Here is a 14,771-nt window from a genome sequence, read left to right as displayed (position 1 = left end):
GTTCAAAACTCGTGTGCTTTTTTGAATTGAAATGAATGCCGAAACAATATATCATGACAACAGGTGAAAAAAATGAAGTTACAAACAATTGCGGAAATTGAACGACAACTAGAAAGTATTCTAGTAGACAATGATCCATTTTTGGTAGAGGTCCTTCAGGATGAGCGTAAAGGTGTACAGCAGCTGATACATAAATGGCGAAAGAAAAGGTCAGAGGAAAGAAGATTAAAGGAAAAGTTCAATGAGATGAATGTCTATGAAAAAAAATGGCGCTCTCAGGGATTTGAATTCATTGCCGGTGTGGATGAAGTTGGAAGAGGCCCGCTTGCCGGTCCTGTTGTAACAGCAGCTGTTATATTACCGGCAGATTTTTTCTTAGCAGGTCTTGATGATTCGAAAAAGCTTTCAGAAAAAAAACGTCTGGAATTTGATACGATCATCAAAAGGGAAGCGCTGGCGTATAGCGTTTCGATGATTCATGCAAATGAAATCGATGAGATCAATATTTATGAAGCCACTAAAAAGGCGATGAAAGCAGTAATCACCTCGCTCAATCCAAAACCAGATTTTTTGTTAATTGATGCAATGAAACTTGAAACCCCTTATCCTGCCGAATCCATTATCAAAGGGGATGGAAAAAGTATCTCGATTGCTGCGGCTTCGATTGTTGCAAAGGTAGCAAGAGATGAGTGGATGAAGGAACTTTCAATCCTGTATCCTGACTATGGCTTTCAGCAGCACATGGGATACGGGACGAAGGAACATATCCAAGCAATTAAACTACATGGGATTACTCCATATCATCGGAAGAGCTTCGCGCCAATTAAAAACTCCCTTGAATAAAAAACAGGTTTCCGCCTGTTTTTTATTATTGTAAAAAATATATTGACGGTTAATAAATTGGAAAAATACCTTTGTAATGGGAATTATAGTAATTTATTATTCTGAATTTTTTTAACTTGAATATAATTTTTTAGCTTAATGGTGGACAAGGTATGTGTCATTATATAAAATGAAAACGGAGTCAATTTTTTGAAGAGTTTGATAGGAGGATGGGAAATGAATATCCATGAGTATCAAGGGAAAGAGATCCTCAGAAGTTATGGGGTAGCGGTTCCTAACGGAAAAGTGGCATTCACTGTTGAAGAAGCAGTTGAAGCGGCGAAAGAACTAGGCACACAGGTTTGTGTTGTAAAGGCACAAATTCATGCTGGCGGACGGGGGAAAGCCGGTGGTGTTAAAGTTGCGAAAAACCTTGAAGAGGTTCGTACATATGCAAATGAAATTCTTGGCAAGACTTTGGTTACACACCAAACAGGTCCGGAAGGTAAAGAAGTTAAACGTCTATTAATTGAAGAAGGCTGCGACATCAAGAAAGAATACTATGTGGGCTTAGTATTGGATCGTGCGACTTCACATGTTGTACTAATGGCATCCGAAGAAGGCGGAACGGAAATTGAAGAAGTAGCTGAAAAAACCCCTGAGAAAATTTTTAAAGAAGAAATAGATCCTGCGATTGGCTTGCAGCCGTTCCAAGCGCGCCGTATTGCTTTCAATATCAATATTCCAAACGAGCTTGTGAACCAGGCAGTAAAATTTATGATGGGATTATATAATGCCTATATCGAAAAGGATTGCTCGATTGCTGAAATTAACCCGCTTGTTGTTACCGGTGACGGTAAAGTAATGGCACTAGATGCGAAATTAAACTTTGACTCTAATGCCCTATATCGTCAAAAGGATGTATTAGCATACCGTGATCTTGAAGAAGAAGATGTAAAAGAAATTGAAGCATCTAAATATGATTTAAGCTATGTTGCTTTAGATGGAAATATTGGCTGTATGGTAAATGGAGCCGGACTTGCGATGTCTACAATGGATATTATTAAACATTACGGCGGAGACCCGGCTAACTTCCTTGATGTTGGGGGCGGTGCCACAGCTGAGAAGGTAACAGAAGCATTTAAAATTATCCTTTCTGATCCAAACGTAAAAGGTATTTTTGTTAATATCTTTGGTGGAATCATGAAGTGTGATGTCATTGCTGAGGGTGTTGTCGAAGCAGCTAAGCAAGTTGGACTAAGTGTTCCGCTTGTTGTTCGTTTAGAAGGAACCAACGTTGACTTAGGTAAGAAAATCCTTGCTGAGTCAAGTGTGGAAATTATTGCTGCTGAATCTATGGCTGACGGCGCACAAAAAATCGTTTCATTAGTGAAATAGGATCGAGAAGAAAGGGGAATTATCGTGAGCGTTTTTATTAATAAGGATACAAAAGTTTTAGTTCAAGGGATAACAGGCGGAACTGCCCGTTTTCATACAAAACAAATGCTTGAATATGGCACTAAAATTGTTGGCGGGACCTCACCAGGGAAAAAGGGCCAAGAAGTTGAGGGTGTGCCAGTATTCAATACAGTGAAGGAAGCGGTTGAAGCAACAGGTGCAAATGCTTCTGTTATCTATGTTCCTGCACCATTTGCTGCTGACTCAATTATCGAAGCAGTTGATGCAGAATTGGATCTTGTTATTTGTATTACTGAGCATATTCCTGTATTGGATATGGTGAAAGTGAAGCGCTACATGGAAGGCAAAAAGACACGCCTAGTCGGACCAAACTGTCCAGGTGTTATTACTGCTGATGAATGTAAAATTGGGATTATGCCCGGCTATATCCATACGAAAGGCCATGTTGGCGTTGTTTCCCGCTCTGGCACATTAACGTATGAAGCAGTGCACCAACTAACGCAAGCAGGACTTGGTCAAACAACCGCTGTCGGTATTGGCGGAGACCCTGTTAATGGAACGAACTTCATCGATGTCCTTAAGGCCTTTAATGAAGATCCTGAAACATATGCTGTAATCATGATTGGTGAAATCGGCGGTACTGCTGAAGAAGAAGCAGCTGAATGGGTAAAAGCAAACATGACAAAACCTGTTGTTGGCTTTATCGGCGGCCGTACAGCACCTCCAGGAAAACGCATGGGGCACGCTGGTGCGATTATTTCCGGCGGAAAAGGTACTGCTGACGAAAAAATTCGCATTATGAATGAATGCGGCATCAAGGTTGCAGATACACCTTCTGTCATGGGGGAAACATTAATTGAAGTGTTGAAAGAACAAGGTCTTTACGAAAAATGTAAAACACATTAATTTTTCATCAAGTTGGCTGCAGATAGTCCCTCATAGTTTGAGGGGCTATTTATCGTATTTTAAAAAAAGGAGAAAAAAGCATGGATGACTTTAAAGAAAGACTGGTTCATTTGCTACATTACCCGAATATCACTTGGAACATGGTCTATCAACTATTAAAGAAGGACCCCGCTCTAGAGTCTTTATACCTGCACCAGACCAAATCATCACACCAGATGTCCTTATTTCCACCCATTAACCACGAACACTCCTTGGTCCAATCTTCTATCATTTCTCTTCACCCTGATATGATTCATGAACAAATCCGCCAATACGAAACCAACGATATTACCGTAATAACAATTTTGGATAAAGAATACCCTAGCTATTTAAAAGAAATCTACCAGCCGCCATGGGCTTTATTTATGAAAGGAGATCTGTCTCTTCTTGAAAGGGATCCAAAACTTGCAGTGGTGGGTTCTCGTCAAGCCTCACAATACGGCAGAAATGCGATTAGGTTAATGTTTCCTGAATTAATTCATAATGGAGTTCTGATTGTCAGCGGTTTAGCAAAGGGAATAGATGCCTTAGCACACGAATACGCGATAAAAAATGGCGGGAATACCATTGCTGTTATTGCCGGCGGTTTATATCACATTTATCCAAAAGAGAACATGAGTCTTGCGTTAGAAATGATGAAAACGCAGCTTATTATGTCCGAATATCCTCCGGACACAAAACCGCTTAGATGGCATTTTCCGGCTCGCAATCGAATTATTAGCGGTTTAGCGGCAGGAACATTTATTATAGAAGCAAAGCGAAAAAGCGGATCGCTCATTACGGCCAATTACGCTGTCCATGAAGGCAGGGATGTTTTTTCACTTCCCGGAAGTATTTTTAATCCTTATTCAATCGGCACGAATGAATTAATCCAGCAAGGGGCAAAACTTGTCACAAGGGCCGAGGATATTTTAGAAGAAATAAGATTAAACTCTAGGAAATAACAAATCTTAGTAATAAAAATGGATATTTTTGCAGGTTTTTTCGTTAAAATGGAGAAATAAGCTTAAAAAGGTTGCAAAAATTTCTAATATGTTATACATTTTCCAACAGATGTTCGAAAAAATTGAATATAATATTGAAATTAACATATAATTGAAAAAAATTTGGGATAAGGCAGTTTTGTAAAGTATTTTCGCCGGTTCAAGTTGTTAAAACTGGAGTGTAGGAAATCTTCTCAAATGGTAAGCATCTTAGAAACAGGCAATTGCCGTATTCGAGGCGCTTTCACACTTTCCCTCTTAAGGAGGATATTTGAATGGCTGCAGAATTTCTAGTCATCGTTGAATCGCCAGCCAAGGCGAAAACGATTGAACGCTATTTAGGAAATAAATATAAAGTAAAAGCTTCAATGGGACATGTTCGTGATTTACCTAGGAGTCAAACAGGGGTAAATGTAGAAAATAATTTTGAGCCCAAATATATCACAATTCGCGGGAAAGGTCCTGTTTTAAAAGAGTTAAAAACAGCGGCCAAAAAAGCAAAAAAAGTGTATCTCGCGGCTGACCCGGATCGTGAAGGGGAAGCAATCGCTTGGCATTTGGCACATAGTTTAGATGTTGATATTAACTCAGATTGCCGTGTGGTCTTTAATGAAATTACAAAGGATGCGATAAAAGAATCATTTAAGCATCCGCGTCCAATTAATATGGATCTCGTTGATTCTCAGCAGGCACGGAGAATATTAGACCGGCTTGTCGGCTACAATATCAGCCCGCTTCTTTGGAAAAAGGTGAAAAAAGGGTTGAGTGCAGGACGTGTTCAATCCGTAGCAGTCCGATTGATTATTGATCGGGAGAAAGAAATAAAAGCGTTTATACCTGAAGAATATTGGACGATTGAAGGAGACTTTTTAAAGGGGAATGATCACTTTAGTGCCAATTTTTATTCCTTAGTTGGTCAAGATAAAACGGAGGTAAAATCGGAACAAAAGGTTCAAGCGATCTTAAAGCAATTGAATGACAATAAGTTCAAGGTAATTTCTGTGACAAAGAAAGAACGCAGAAGAAACCCGGCGCCGCCTTTTATCACCTCCTCCTTGCAGCAGGAAGCGGCACGAAAGCTCAACTTCCGTGCAAAGAAAACAATGATGCTTGCTCAGCAGTTGTACGAAGGGATTGAACTTGGTAAAGAAGGTACAGTTGGTCTCATTACCTATATGAGAACGGATTCCACCCGAATTTCAGAAGTTGCTCAGGCAGAGGCAGCAGGTTATATAAAAGCGGAATTTGGCGACAACTTTTTAAAGGATGTCCAAAGGAAAGAAAAAAAGCAAACCAATGCCCAAGATGCGCATGAAGCGATTCGTCCAACCAGTACTTTGAGAAATCCAAACAGCTTGAAGGAATTTCTTTCGCGTGATCAGCTTCGTTTATATAAATTGATTTGGGAACGGTTTTTAGCAAGTCAAATGGCACAGGCCGTCATGGATACAATGAGTGTTGATTTGCAGAATGGAAATGTCGTATTCCGTGCTACTGGCTCAAAAATAAAGTTTCCTGGCTTTATGAAGCTATATGTAGAGGGTTCAGATGACCAGGAGGATGGACCTGACAAGATGCTTCCGGATTTGAAAGAAGGAGATGAAGTGTTTAAAAAGGATATTGATCCGAAACAGCACTTTACTCAGCCTCCACCGCGATACACGGAAGCAAGACTTGTTAAAACGCTTGAAGAATTGGGAATTGGAAGGCCGTCTACATACGCGCCTACATTGGATACCATTCAAAAACGAGGTTATGTTGCACTTGATAATAAACGCTTTATTCCTACAGAATTAGGAGAAATTGTCCATGAGCTGATCCTTGAATTCTTCCCTGAAATACTAAATGTTGAATTCACTGCAAAAATGGAGCACGATTTGGATAATGTTGAAGAGGGTACAGTAAAGTGGGTGCAAGTCATTGATGAATTTTACCGGGACTTCGAAATCCGTTTAAAGAAGGCGGAAAAGGAGATGCAGTCAGTAGAAATTAAAGATGAGCCGGCAGGCGAGGACTGCGAAAACTGTGGAAATCCGATGGTGTTTAAAATGGGTAGATACGGTAAGTTCATGGCCTGCAGTAATTTCCCTGATTGCCGGAATACAAAACCGATTGTGAAAGAAATCGGTGTTACTTGCCCTACTTGTAAAGAAGGACAGATAATCGAGCGTAAAAGTAAAAAGAAAAGATTGTTTTACGGTTGTACGCGCTATCCTGAGTGTGAATTTATTTCCTGGGATAAACCGCTGCAACGGCCTTGTCCAAAATGTGAAGGCCTGCTTGTAGAAAAGAAATTAAAAAAGGGCGTCCAAGTTCAATGCGTTAACTGTGATTATAAGGAAGAATCGCAAAGTTAAGAGTGGGTATACCCGCTCTTTTATTTATTTTTCGATAGTTAAAACTTTTTTCTTTTTCATTCGTATAGTAAAATGCAAGATGGACTTTAAAAGAGGGAAAGGTATTGAGTAAGAAAAGCGGAAGCGCCCTGGTCAGCGGCGTATGGCCTGGAGCGCTCCAACTGAGATAAAGGAAACACGAAGAGCCGGAGGCGAATCGATGTTGACTTATCGTAGGGCGGAGAGCGAAGGACACTAGCCGCTAGGGTGCTGGAGCTGGACAATTATCAAATATACATTCCCATATGTACATATTTCAACAAGTTGGGTATTAGGGAGGTTTCTAGATGAAGGATGTAACGATAAATGTAATTGGTGCCGGATTGGCCGGGAGTGAAGCAGCTTGGCAAATTGCTAAACGGGGCATAAAAGTGCGTCTCTACGAGATGCGCCCGGTAAAACAAACTCCGGCACACCATACGGATAAATTTGCGGAATTAGTATGCAGTAATTCATTGCGCGCAAATACATTAACAAATGCAGTCGGTGTTTTGAAAGAGGAAATGAGAAAGCTTGATTCTGTGATTATCACTTCAGCAGATGCTTGTTCGGTTCCGGCTGGAGGTGCCTTGGCAGTTGATCGTCATGAATTTGCCGCTAAGGTAACGGAGATGGTCAAAAACCATGAAAATGTTACGGTAATTAATGAAGAGGTAACCCAAATTCCTGAAGGTCCAACGATTATTGCAACTGGCCCGTTAACGAGTCCTGATCTTTCTGCACAGCTTAAAAGCTTAACCGGTGAAGATTACCTGTATTTTTATGATGCGGCGGCACCAATTCTCGAAAGAGAAAGCATCAATATGGATAAAGTTTATTTAAAGTCTCGCTATGATAAAGGAGAAGCTGCCTATTTAAATTGTCCAATGACAGAGGAAGAATTTAATCGTTTTTATGAAGCGCTTGTTTCTGCTGAGACTGTTCCTTTGAAGGAATTCGAAAAGGAGATCTTTTTTGAAGGTTGCATGCCAATTGAAGTCATGGCAGCAAGAGGTAAGAAAACAATGCTTTTTGGCCCATTAAAACCAGTTGGTTTAGAGGACCCGAAAACAGGGAAAAGACCATTTGCGGTAGTACAGCTTCGTCAAGATGATGCGGCAGGGACACTGTTTAATATTGTCGGTTTTCAGACACATTTAAAGTGGGGAGCGCAAAAAGAAGTCATTCAGTTGATTCCGGGACTTGAAAATGCAGAAATCATTCGCTATGGTGTGATGCACCGCAATACCTTTATTAATTCACCGAAGGTATTAAAAGCCACTTATCAATTCCGAAATCGCGAAAATTTATTCTTTGCCGGCCAAATGACCGGAGTTGAAGGATATGTGGAATCAGCTGCAAGCGGCTTAATTGCTGGCATCAATGCTGCACGGTTAGTTAACGGGATAGATCCTGTGGAGTTTCCTGCTGAAACAGCAATTGGCAGTATGGCTCGTTATATTACGACCGCCAATCCGGATAATTTTCAGCCGATGAATGCTAATTTTGGCTTATTTCCTGAACTGCCTGTCCGTATTAAAGGAAAGCAGGAAAGAAATTTACAGCATGCAAATCGAGCGCTGGAAACAATTCAGAACTTTGTGAAATTTTTGTAAAATTTATTGCAAGGGCTATGGAAGTATGTTACTATTTAATAGCCCTTGCCGTGTATAAATGTGAATGTTTTATTAAACTTATTTATCTGATGTTTACAAACAATTAGAAATTACGCAAAATAAACAATTGAACCTACTCCATAAGGAGGAGATTTGGATGAATCAATTTCATGCTACAACGATATTTGCAATCCACCATAATGGTGAATGTTCTATGTCTGGTGATGGCCAGGTGACATTTGGTAATGCAGTTGTGATGAAGCACACAGCAAAAAAGGTAAGAAAGATTTTTAATGGTAAAGTACTGGCTGGTTTCGCTGGTTCTGTTGCTGATGCATTTACTCTATTTGAACTGTTTGAAGGGAAATTAGAGGAATATAATGGGAATCTCCAAAGGGCGGCTGTCGAGCTTGCAAAAGAATGGAGAAACGATAAAATGCTGCGCAAGCTGGAAGCGATGTTAATTGTTATGAACCGTGAAAGTTTGCTTCTTGTTTCCGGCACTGGAGAAGTTATCGAACCTGACGACGGGATTCTTGCGATTGGCTCTGGTGGAAATTACGCATTGGCTGCAGGTCGTTCACTGAAAAAATATTCCGGTGAGCACTTATCTGCAAAAGAAATTGCAAAGGCTTCTTTAGAAATAGCCGCAGAAATATGTGTATATACGAACCACAACATTATTGTTGAAGAGCTATAACGGGAAGGAGACTGAAAAATATGGGAAGAACAACCAATTTAACCCCCCGCCAAATTGTCGAAAGACTTGATCAATACATTATTGGACAGAAGGATGCCAAGAAAGCGGTCGCAGTTGCGTTAAGAAACCGTTACAGAAGAGGTTTGTTGAATGACAAGCTCAGAGAAGAAATCATTCCGAAGAACATTTTAATGATTGGCCCTACCGGGGTTGGGAAGACGGAAATTGCCAGAAGAATTGCGAAGCTTGTTGGCGCGCCGTTTATTAAGGTTGAGGCGACTAAATTTACAGAGGTAGGCTATGTCGGCCGTGATGTGGAATCAATGGTTAGGGATTTAGCTGAAACTTCCGTTCGATTAGTGAAAGAGGACCGGATGCAAAGTGTAAAGGAACGGGCTGAGGAAAATGCAAACGGCAGGCTTGTAGATTTACTAGTTCCATCTGCTAAAAAATCAACGAATTATAAAAACCCGCTTGAAATGTTATTTGGCGGCGGTAATCCGAACGCTGAGCAAGAGACGCAACAAGAAGATTACTCTGTTTTCGAAAAGCGGAAAATTGTTAAAGAGAAACTTGCTCTTGGCCAGTTAGAAGATGAAATCGTAACCGTTGAAGTAGAGGAACAAGCCCCATCCATGTTTGATATGCTGCAAGGGTCCGGAATTGAACAAATGGGTATGAATATGCAGGATGCGTTAAGCAGCTTTATGCCGAAGAAGCGGAAGAAGAGAAAATTAACCGTCCGTGAAGCAAGGACAGTGTTAACAAACGAAGAAGCGGCAAAGCTGATTGATATGGATGAAGTAACATCAGAAGCCATTTATCGTGCGGAGCAGACAGGGATCATTTTTATTGATGAAATCGATAAAATTGCCAGCAAGAATTCCGGCGGATCATCAGCTGATGTTTCCAGAGAAGGTGTTCAAAGGGATATTTTACCGGTTGTTGAGGGTTCAACAGTGGTAACGAAGTATGGTTCAATCAAAACGGATCATATTCTGTTTATCGCTGCCGGGGCATTTCATATGGCGAAACCATCGGATTTAATACCGGAACTCCAAGGCCGATTCCCAATCCGGGTCGAACTGACAAAACTGACAGTAGAAGATTTCTTCAGGATCTTAATCGAGCCTGATAATGCATTAATTAAGCAATATCAAGCATTATTGGAAACAGAAGGTATACAAATTGAATTTTCTGACGATGCTATTCGTAGAATTGCTGAAGTAGCATTCGAAGTGAATCAAAATACAGACAATATTGGTGCCAGACGACTCCATACGATATTAGAAAAGCTTTTAGAAGACTTATCGTTCGAAGCGCCGGATATTTCAATGGAGAAAATTACGATCACACCACAGTATGTAAATGATAAATTGGGTGCTATCTCGAAAAACAAGGATTTGTCACAATTTATTCTATAGGTGCGGTTGCTGATACAATGACCTAATCAGTCATAAAAATGTTAACTTATAAAATTTAATAATGGTTGTAGTCAATTTAGGAGGAAGAAACACAATGGATTTACTTACAAAAACGAGAAAAATTAATGTTTTATTGCAAAAAGCTGCTGGAAAACCAGTGAATTTCAAGGAAATGTCAGAGACATTAAGTGAAACAATTGAATCGAATGTTTACATTGTCAGCCGCCGCGGGAAACTTTTAGGATTTTCAATTTATCAGCAAATTGAAAACGAACGAATGAAGAAAATGTTTGAAGACAGACAATTTCCTGAAGAATACACAAATGGTTTGTTTAATATTCAAGAAACTTCATCAAATCTTGGTATTGAAAGCCAATATACTGCTTTCCCTGTGGAAAACAGAGAATTATTCCATGAAGGCTTGACAACAATTGTCCCAATTATCGGAGGCGGGGAACGATTAGGCACATTAATCCTTGCCAGATTACAAGAAAAATTCCAGGATGATGAATTGATTCTTGCGGAATATGGTGCAACTGTAGTAGGTATGGAGATTTTACGTGAAAAAGCAGAAGAGATTGAGGAAGAAGCTCGCAGCAAGGCCGTTGTGCAAATGGCTATCAGTTCATTGTCTTATAGTGAACTAGAAGCCATTGAGCATATTTTTGAAGAGTTAAATGGTCATGAAGGCCTATTAGTTGCTTCAAAAATTGCTGACCGTGTTGGTATTACACGTTCCGTAATTGTCAATGCATTAAGAAAACTTGAAAGTGCAGGGGTTATCGAATCCCGTTCTCTTGGTATGAAAGGAACGTACATCAAAGTATTAAATGATAAGTTTTTAGTTGAACTTGATAAATTAAGATCGAATTAAGATTAAAATCTCCAGTTCACCTGGAGATTTTTTTTGAATATATAACTTGATTGTTAAGATTACATGTGCTATATTATTTCATGGTGTTAATACACACGCTTATTGATTTAAACAGACGGTGCTGTAGAAACAGTTTCTGTTTAAAAATGAAATAAGCGGAGGAAAACAAACCACTAGGAGGAAAAACACATGTCAGTAATTTCAATGAAACAATTGCTTGAAGCTGGTGTACATTTCGGACACCAAACTCGCCGTTGGAACCCTAAGATGAAGAAATATATCTTCACTGAGCGTAACGGTATCTACATTATCGATCTTCAAAAAACAGTTAAAAAAGTGGAAGAAGCTTATAACTGGGTTAAGGAACTTGCTGGTAACGGCGGAACCGTTCTTTTTGTTGGTACAAAGAAACAAGCTCAAGATTCTGTTAAAGAAGAAGCTGGCCGTTCTGGAATGTACTATGTTAACCAACGCTGGTTAGGTGGTACACTAACAAACTTTGAAACCATTCAAAAGCGTATTGGCCGCTTAAAAGATATCGAAAGAATGTCAGAAGACGGTACTTTCGAAGTACTACCAAAGAAAGAAGTAGTACAATTAAAGAAAGAACAAGAGCGTCTTGAAAAATTCCTAGGCGGAATTAAAGACATGAAACAGCTTCCAGATGCACTTTTCATCATTGACCCTCGTAAAGAGCGTATCGCGGTTGCAGAAGCGAAGAAATTAAATATTCCTATCGTTGGTATCGTTGATACAAACTGTGATCCAGATGAAATCGATGTAGTGATTCCAGCGAATGACGATGCGATTCGTGCAGTTAAGCTTTTAACTGGTAAAATGGCTGATGCAATCCTTGAAGCAAAACAAGGCGAAGAAGTACAAGTAGAAGCATAATACTAATTCAATTTAGTGATCTGATAAAAAGGTGATAAGAGGGAGACCCTTTATCACCTTTTTTTAAAGAAAACTTGCCGATTGGCGAGCCGTCAGGCGAAGACAGAGGCTTAGTTGCACTTATGCCTAATAGGAAAGTTTTACTTTCCTATCGGCGAAAGAAAACTTGCCGACTGGCAAGCTAAAGACTGTTTATCTTCGGCATAGATGGCTAAGATATGAGTACAGTACATAGAATTTAAGGAGGAAGAAAATTATGGCAGTTACTGCTCAAATGGTTAAAGAACTACGTGAAAAAACTGGCGCAGGAATGATGGATTGTAAAAAAGCTTTAACAGAAACAAATGGTGATATGGAAAAAGCAATTGATTTCCTTCGTGAAAAAGGAATCGCGAAAGCTGCTAATAAAGCTGATCGTATTGCAGCTGAAGGGTTAACTTCTATTGTAACTGAAGGAAACAATGCTGTTATTCTTGAAGTAAACTCTGAGACTGACTTCGTAGCGAAAAACGAAGGATTCCAAACACTTGTTAAAGAACTTGCACAGCATCTACTTAAAAACAACCCGGCATCTGTTGAAGAAGCTGTTGCTCAAACAATGGAAAACGGTGTATCTGTTGGTGAACACATTAATGCAGCAATTGCGAAAATTGGTGAAAAATTATCACTTCGTCGTTTTGCAGTATTATCAAAAACGGATAATGATGCATTTGGCGCATACCTCCACATGGGCGGACGTATTAGCGTATTAACCGTTCTTGAAGGTACAACTGACGCTGATGCGGCTAAAGATATTTCCATGCACATCGCTGCATTAAGACCAAAATATGTTTCTCGTGATCAAGTATCACAAGAAGAGGTGGAGCGCGAGCGTCAAGTATTAACACAACAAGCTCTAAACGAAGGCAAGCCTGAAAATATCGTGGCTAAAATGGTAGAAGGCCGTCTTGGAAAATACTTTGAAGATGTTTGTGTTCTAGACCAAACTTTCGTTAAAAACCCTGATCAAAAGGTACGTCAATTCGTTGAATCAAAAGGTGCAACTTTACGTGAATTCGTTCGCTACGAAGTAGGCGAAGGCATTGAAAAACGTGAAGATAACTTCGCAGAAGAAGTTATGAACCAAGTTAATAAACAATAGTCAATAATTCTCTAATTTAAAGCGAACACGTTTTAAGGGAATGTTGCTGTAATAGGTTTTTGAATAGGGAACACGGTGTGTTCCCTATTTTTCAAGATTAATTTACATACACGGAGGTTTATATGAGCGGTCCTAAGTACAAACGCGTAGTTTTAAAATTAAGCGGGGAAGCACTTGCTGGTGAATCGAGCTTCGGAATTAAACCTTCCGTTATTAAATCGATTGCCATTCAAGTCAAAGAAATTGCAGAACTTGGTGTTGAGGTAGCTGTTGTTGTAGGCGGTGGAAACATTTGGCGTGGAAAAATCGGCAGTGAAATGGGAATGGACAGAGCAACAGCTGATTATATGGGAATGCTCGCGACCGTTATGAATTCTTTAGCACTTCAAGATAGTTTAGAACACCTAGGAATTGAATCACGCGTGCAAACATCAATAGAAATGCGCCAGGTGGCTGAACCATATATTAGACGCCGTGCAATTAGACATCTCGAGAAGCAGCGGGTTGTAATTTTTGCTGCCGGCACAGGTAATCCTTATTTCTCAACGGATACCACAGCTGCACTTCGGGCAGCAGAAATTGATGCCGAAGTCATATTAATGGCGAAAAATAATGTGGATGGAGTTTATTCAGCAGACCCTCGTGTTGACGCAAATGCTACTAAATATGAAGATTTATCATTCCTGGATGTGATCAAGGAAGGGTTAGCCGTAATGGACTCAACCGCTTCTTCCTTATGTATGGATAATGATATTCCACTAATTGTCTTCTCTATTATGGAACAAGGCAATATTAAAAGAGCCGTTATGGGTGAAAAAATCGGAACAATCGTTAGGGGGAAAAATTAATGCCAAAGCAGGTTATCTCTACTACTAAAGACCGAATGACAAAAGCTATTCAGTCATATTCTCGTGAACTTGCCAGTATCCGTGCCGGCAGGGCTAGTGCGTCATTGCTGGACCGTATCACGGTTGATTATTATGGTGCACCTACGCCCGTCAATCAAATGGCAGGAATCTCAGTTCCTGAAGCCAGGCTTCTAGTGATTCAGCCATATGATAAATCGATCCTTGGTGATATTGAAAAGGCAATTTTAAAGTCTGATTTAGGCTTAAATCCTACGAACGATGGCCAGGTTATTCGCCTTGCCATTCCACAGCTGACTGAGGAACGCCGGAAAGAACTTGTGAAATTAGTCAAAAAAGAATCAGAAGAAGCAAAAGTTGCCCTTCGGAATATTCGCCGTGATTCCAATGATTCGTTGAAAAAGCTTGAGAAGAATGGGGAAATAACAGAAGACGCACTTCGAGGCTATTCTGATGATGTACAAAAGCTTACGGATGAGTACATTCAAAAAATCGATCAAATTACGAAAGATAAAGAAAAAGAAATATTAGAAGTGTAATTGAGTATCAGACCCTCTATTTAGGGGGTTTTTTTCACTATATGTAGGATTTTTTAAACGATACCGATGGCAAGCGAATGTTTTCTGAACATTATTCTTAATTCCTTTTATTTTACATAAGTTATTATTAGAGATATCTTCTAGATTTTTTGGTATGATAAAACCACCTAACC

13 protein-coding genes are annotated in these 14,771 nt (G+C 39.8%); all 13 read left to right on the top strand.

What is annotated here, in order from left to right; genetic code table 11:
• Positions 1-72 precede the first annotated feature (72 nt).
• The 13 genes from ACO1D1_RS09065 (at position 73) to frr (ending at position 14,598) form a co-directional block, all read left to right on the top strand.
• The gene (locus ACO1D1_RS09065; protein WP_149869583.1) at positions 73-843 is read left to right on the top strand and encodes a ribonuclease HII; all 771 of its coding nucleotides are present in this window, start codon (positions 73-75) and stop codon (positions 841-843) included.
• Between the two features lie 216 nt (positions 844-1,059).
• On the top strand, positions 1,060-2,220 hold the full coding sequence (sucC, locus tag ACO1D1_RS09060; protein WP_149869584.1) for an ADP-forming succinate--CoA ligase subunit beta: 1,161 nt from the start codon (positions 1,060-1,062) through the stop codon (positions 2,218-2,220).
• A gap of 24 nt (positions 2,221-2,244) precedes the next feature.
• The gene (sucD, locus tag ACO1D1_RS09055; protein WP_149869585.1) at positions 2,245-3,147 is read left to right on the top strand and encodes a succinate--CoA ligase subunit alpha; all 903 of its coding nucleotides are present in this window, start codon (positions 2,245-2,247) and stop codon (positions 3,145-3,147) included.
• Positions 3,148-3,227: 80 nt separating this feature from the next.
• Complete coding sequence (dprA, locus tag ACO1D1_RS09050; protein ID WP_149869586.1) at positions 3,228-4,130, top strand: DNA-processing protein DprA; 903 nt, start codon at positions 3,228-3,230, stop codon at positions 4,128-4,130.
• Positions 4,131-4,444: 314 nt separating this feature from the next.
• Entirely contained in the window at positions 4,445-6,526 is a 2,082-nt protein-coding gene (topA, locus tag ACO1D1_RS09045; protein WP_423335647.1) for a type I DNA topoisomerase, read from the top strand.
• A 326-nt stretch (positions 6,527-6,852) separates the two neighbouring features.
• Positions 6,853-8,160: an FADH(2)-oxidizing methylenetetrahydrofolate--tRNA-(uracil(54)-C(5))-methyltransferase TrmFO gene (trmFO, locus tag ACO1D1_RS09040; RefSeq protein ID WP_149869588.1), complete on the top strand. Its 1,308-nt coding sequence runs from the start codon at positions 6,853-6,855 to the stop codon at positions 8,158-8,160.
• Between the two features lie 157 nt (positions 8,161-8,317).
• Entirely contained in the window at positions 8,318-8,860 is a 543-nt protein-coding gene (gene hslV / locus ACO1D1_RS09035; RefSeq protein WP_149869589.1) for an ATP-dependent protease subunit HslV, read from the top strand.
• 20 nt (positions 8,861-8,880) lie between these two features.
• Positions 8,881-10,284, top strand: a complete 1,404-nt coding sequence (hslU, locus tag ACO1D1_RS09030) for an HslU--HslV peptidase ATPase subunit (RefSeq protein WP_149869590.1) — start codon at positions 8,881-8,883, stop codon at positions 10,282-10,284.
• Between the two features lie 94 nt (positions 10,285-10,378).
• Positions 10,379-11,158 (top strand): GTP-sensing pleiotropic transcriptional regulator CodY, encoded by a 780-nt coding sequence (gene codY / locus ACO1D1_RS09025; protein ID WP_149869591.1) that lies wholly within the window; start codon positions 10,379-10,381, stop codon positions 11,156-11,158.
• 189 nt (positions 11,159-11,347) lie between these two features.
• A complete protein-coding gene (gene rpsB, locus ACO1D1_RS09020; RefSeq protein ID WP_149869592.1) occupies positions 11,348-12,052 on the top strand; it encodes a 30S ribosomal protein S2 in 705 nt (234 codons plus the stop codon).
• A gap of 256 nt (positions 12,053-12,308) precedes the next feature.
• Positions 12,309-13,193, top strand: a complete 885-nt coding sequence (gene tsf / locus ACO1D1_RS09015; protein WP_149869593.1) for a translation elongation factor Ts — start codon at positions 12,309-12,311, stop codon at positions 13,191-13,193.
• Positions 13,194-13,315: 122 nt separating this feature from the next.
• Positions 13,316-14,041: a UMP kinase gene (pyrH, locus tag ACO1D1_RS09010; protein ID WP_149869594.1), complete on the top strand. Its 726-nt coding sequence runs from the start codon at positions 13,316-13,318 to the stop codon at positions 14,039-14,041.
• Complete coding sequence (frr, locus tag ACO1D1_RS09005) at positions 14,041-14,598, top strand: ribosome recycling factor (protein WP_149869595.1); 558 nt, start codon at positions 14,041-14,043, stop codon at positions 14,596-14,598. The genes pyrH and frr overlap by 1 nt, the downstream gene beginning before the upstream one ends.
• The last annotated feature ends 173 nt before the right edge of the window (positions 14,599-14,771 follow it).

The sequence above is a fragment of the Neobacillus sp. 19 genome (assembly GCF_049463095.1).
In the GTDB taxonomy this organism is placed as follows: Bacteria; Bacillota; Bacilli; order Bacillales; family Cytobacillaceae; genus Neobacillus.
Note: the sequence above shows the minus strand (reverse complement) of the source record. Positions and strands in the feature narration are given on the sequence as shown.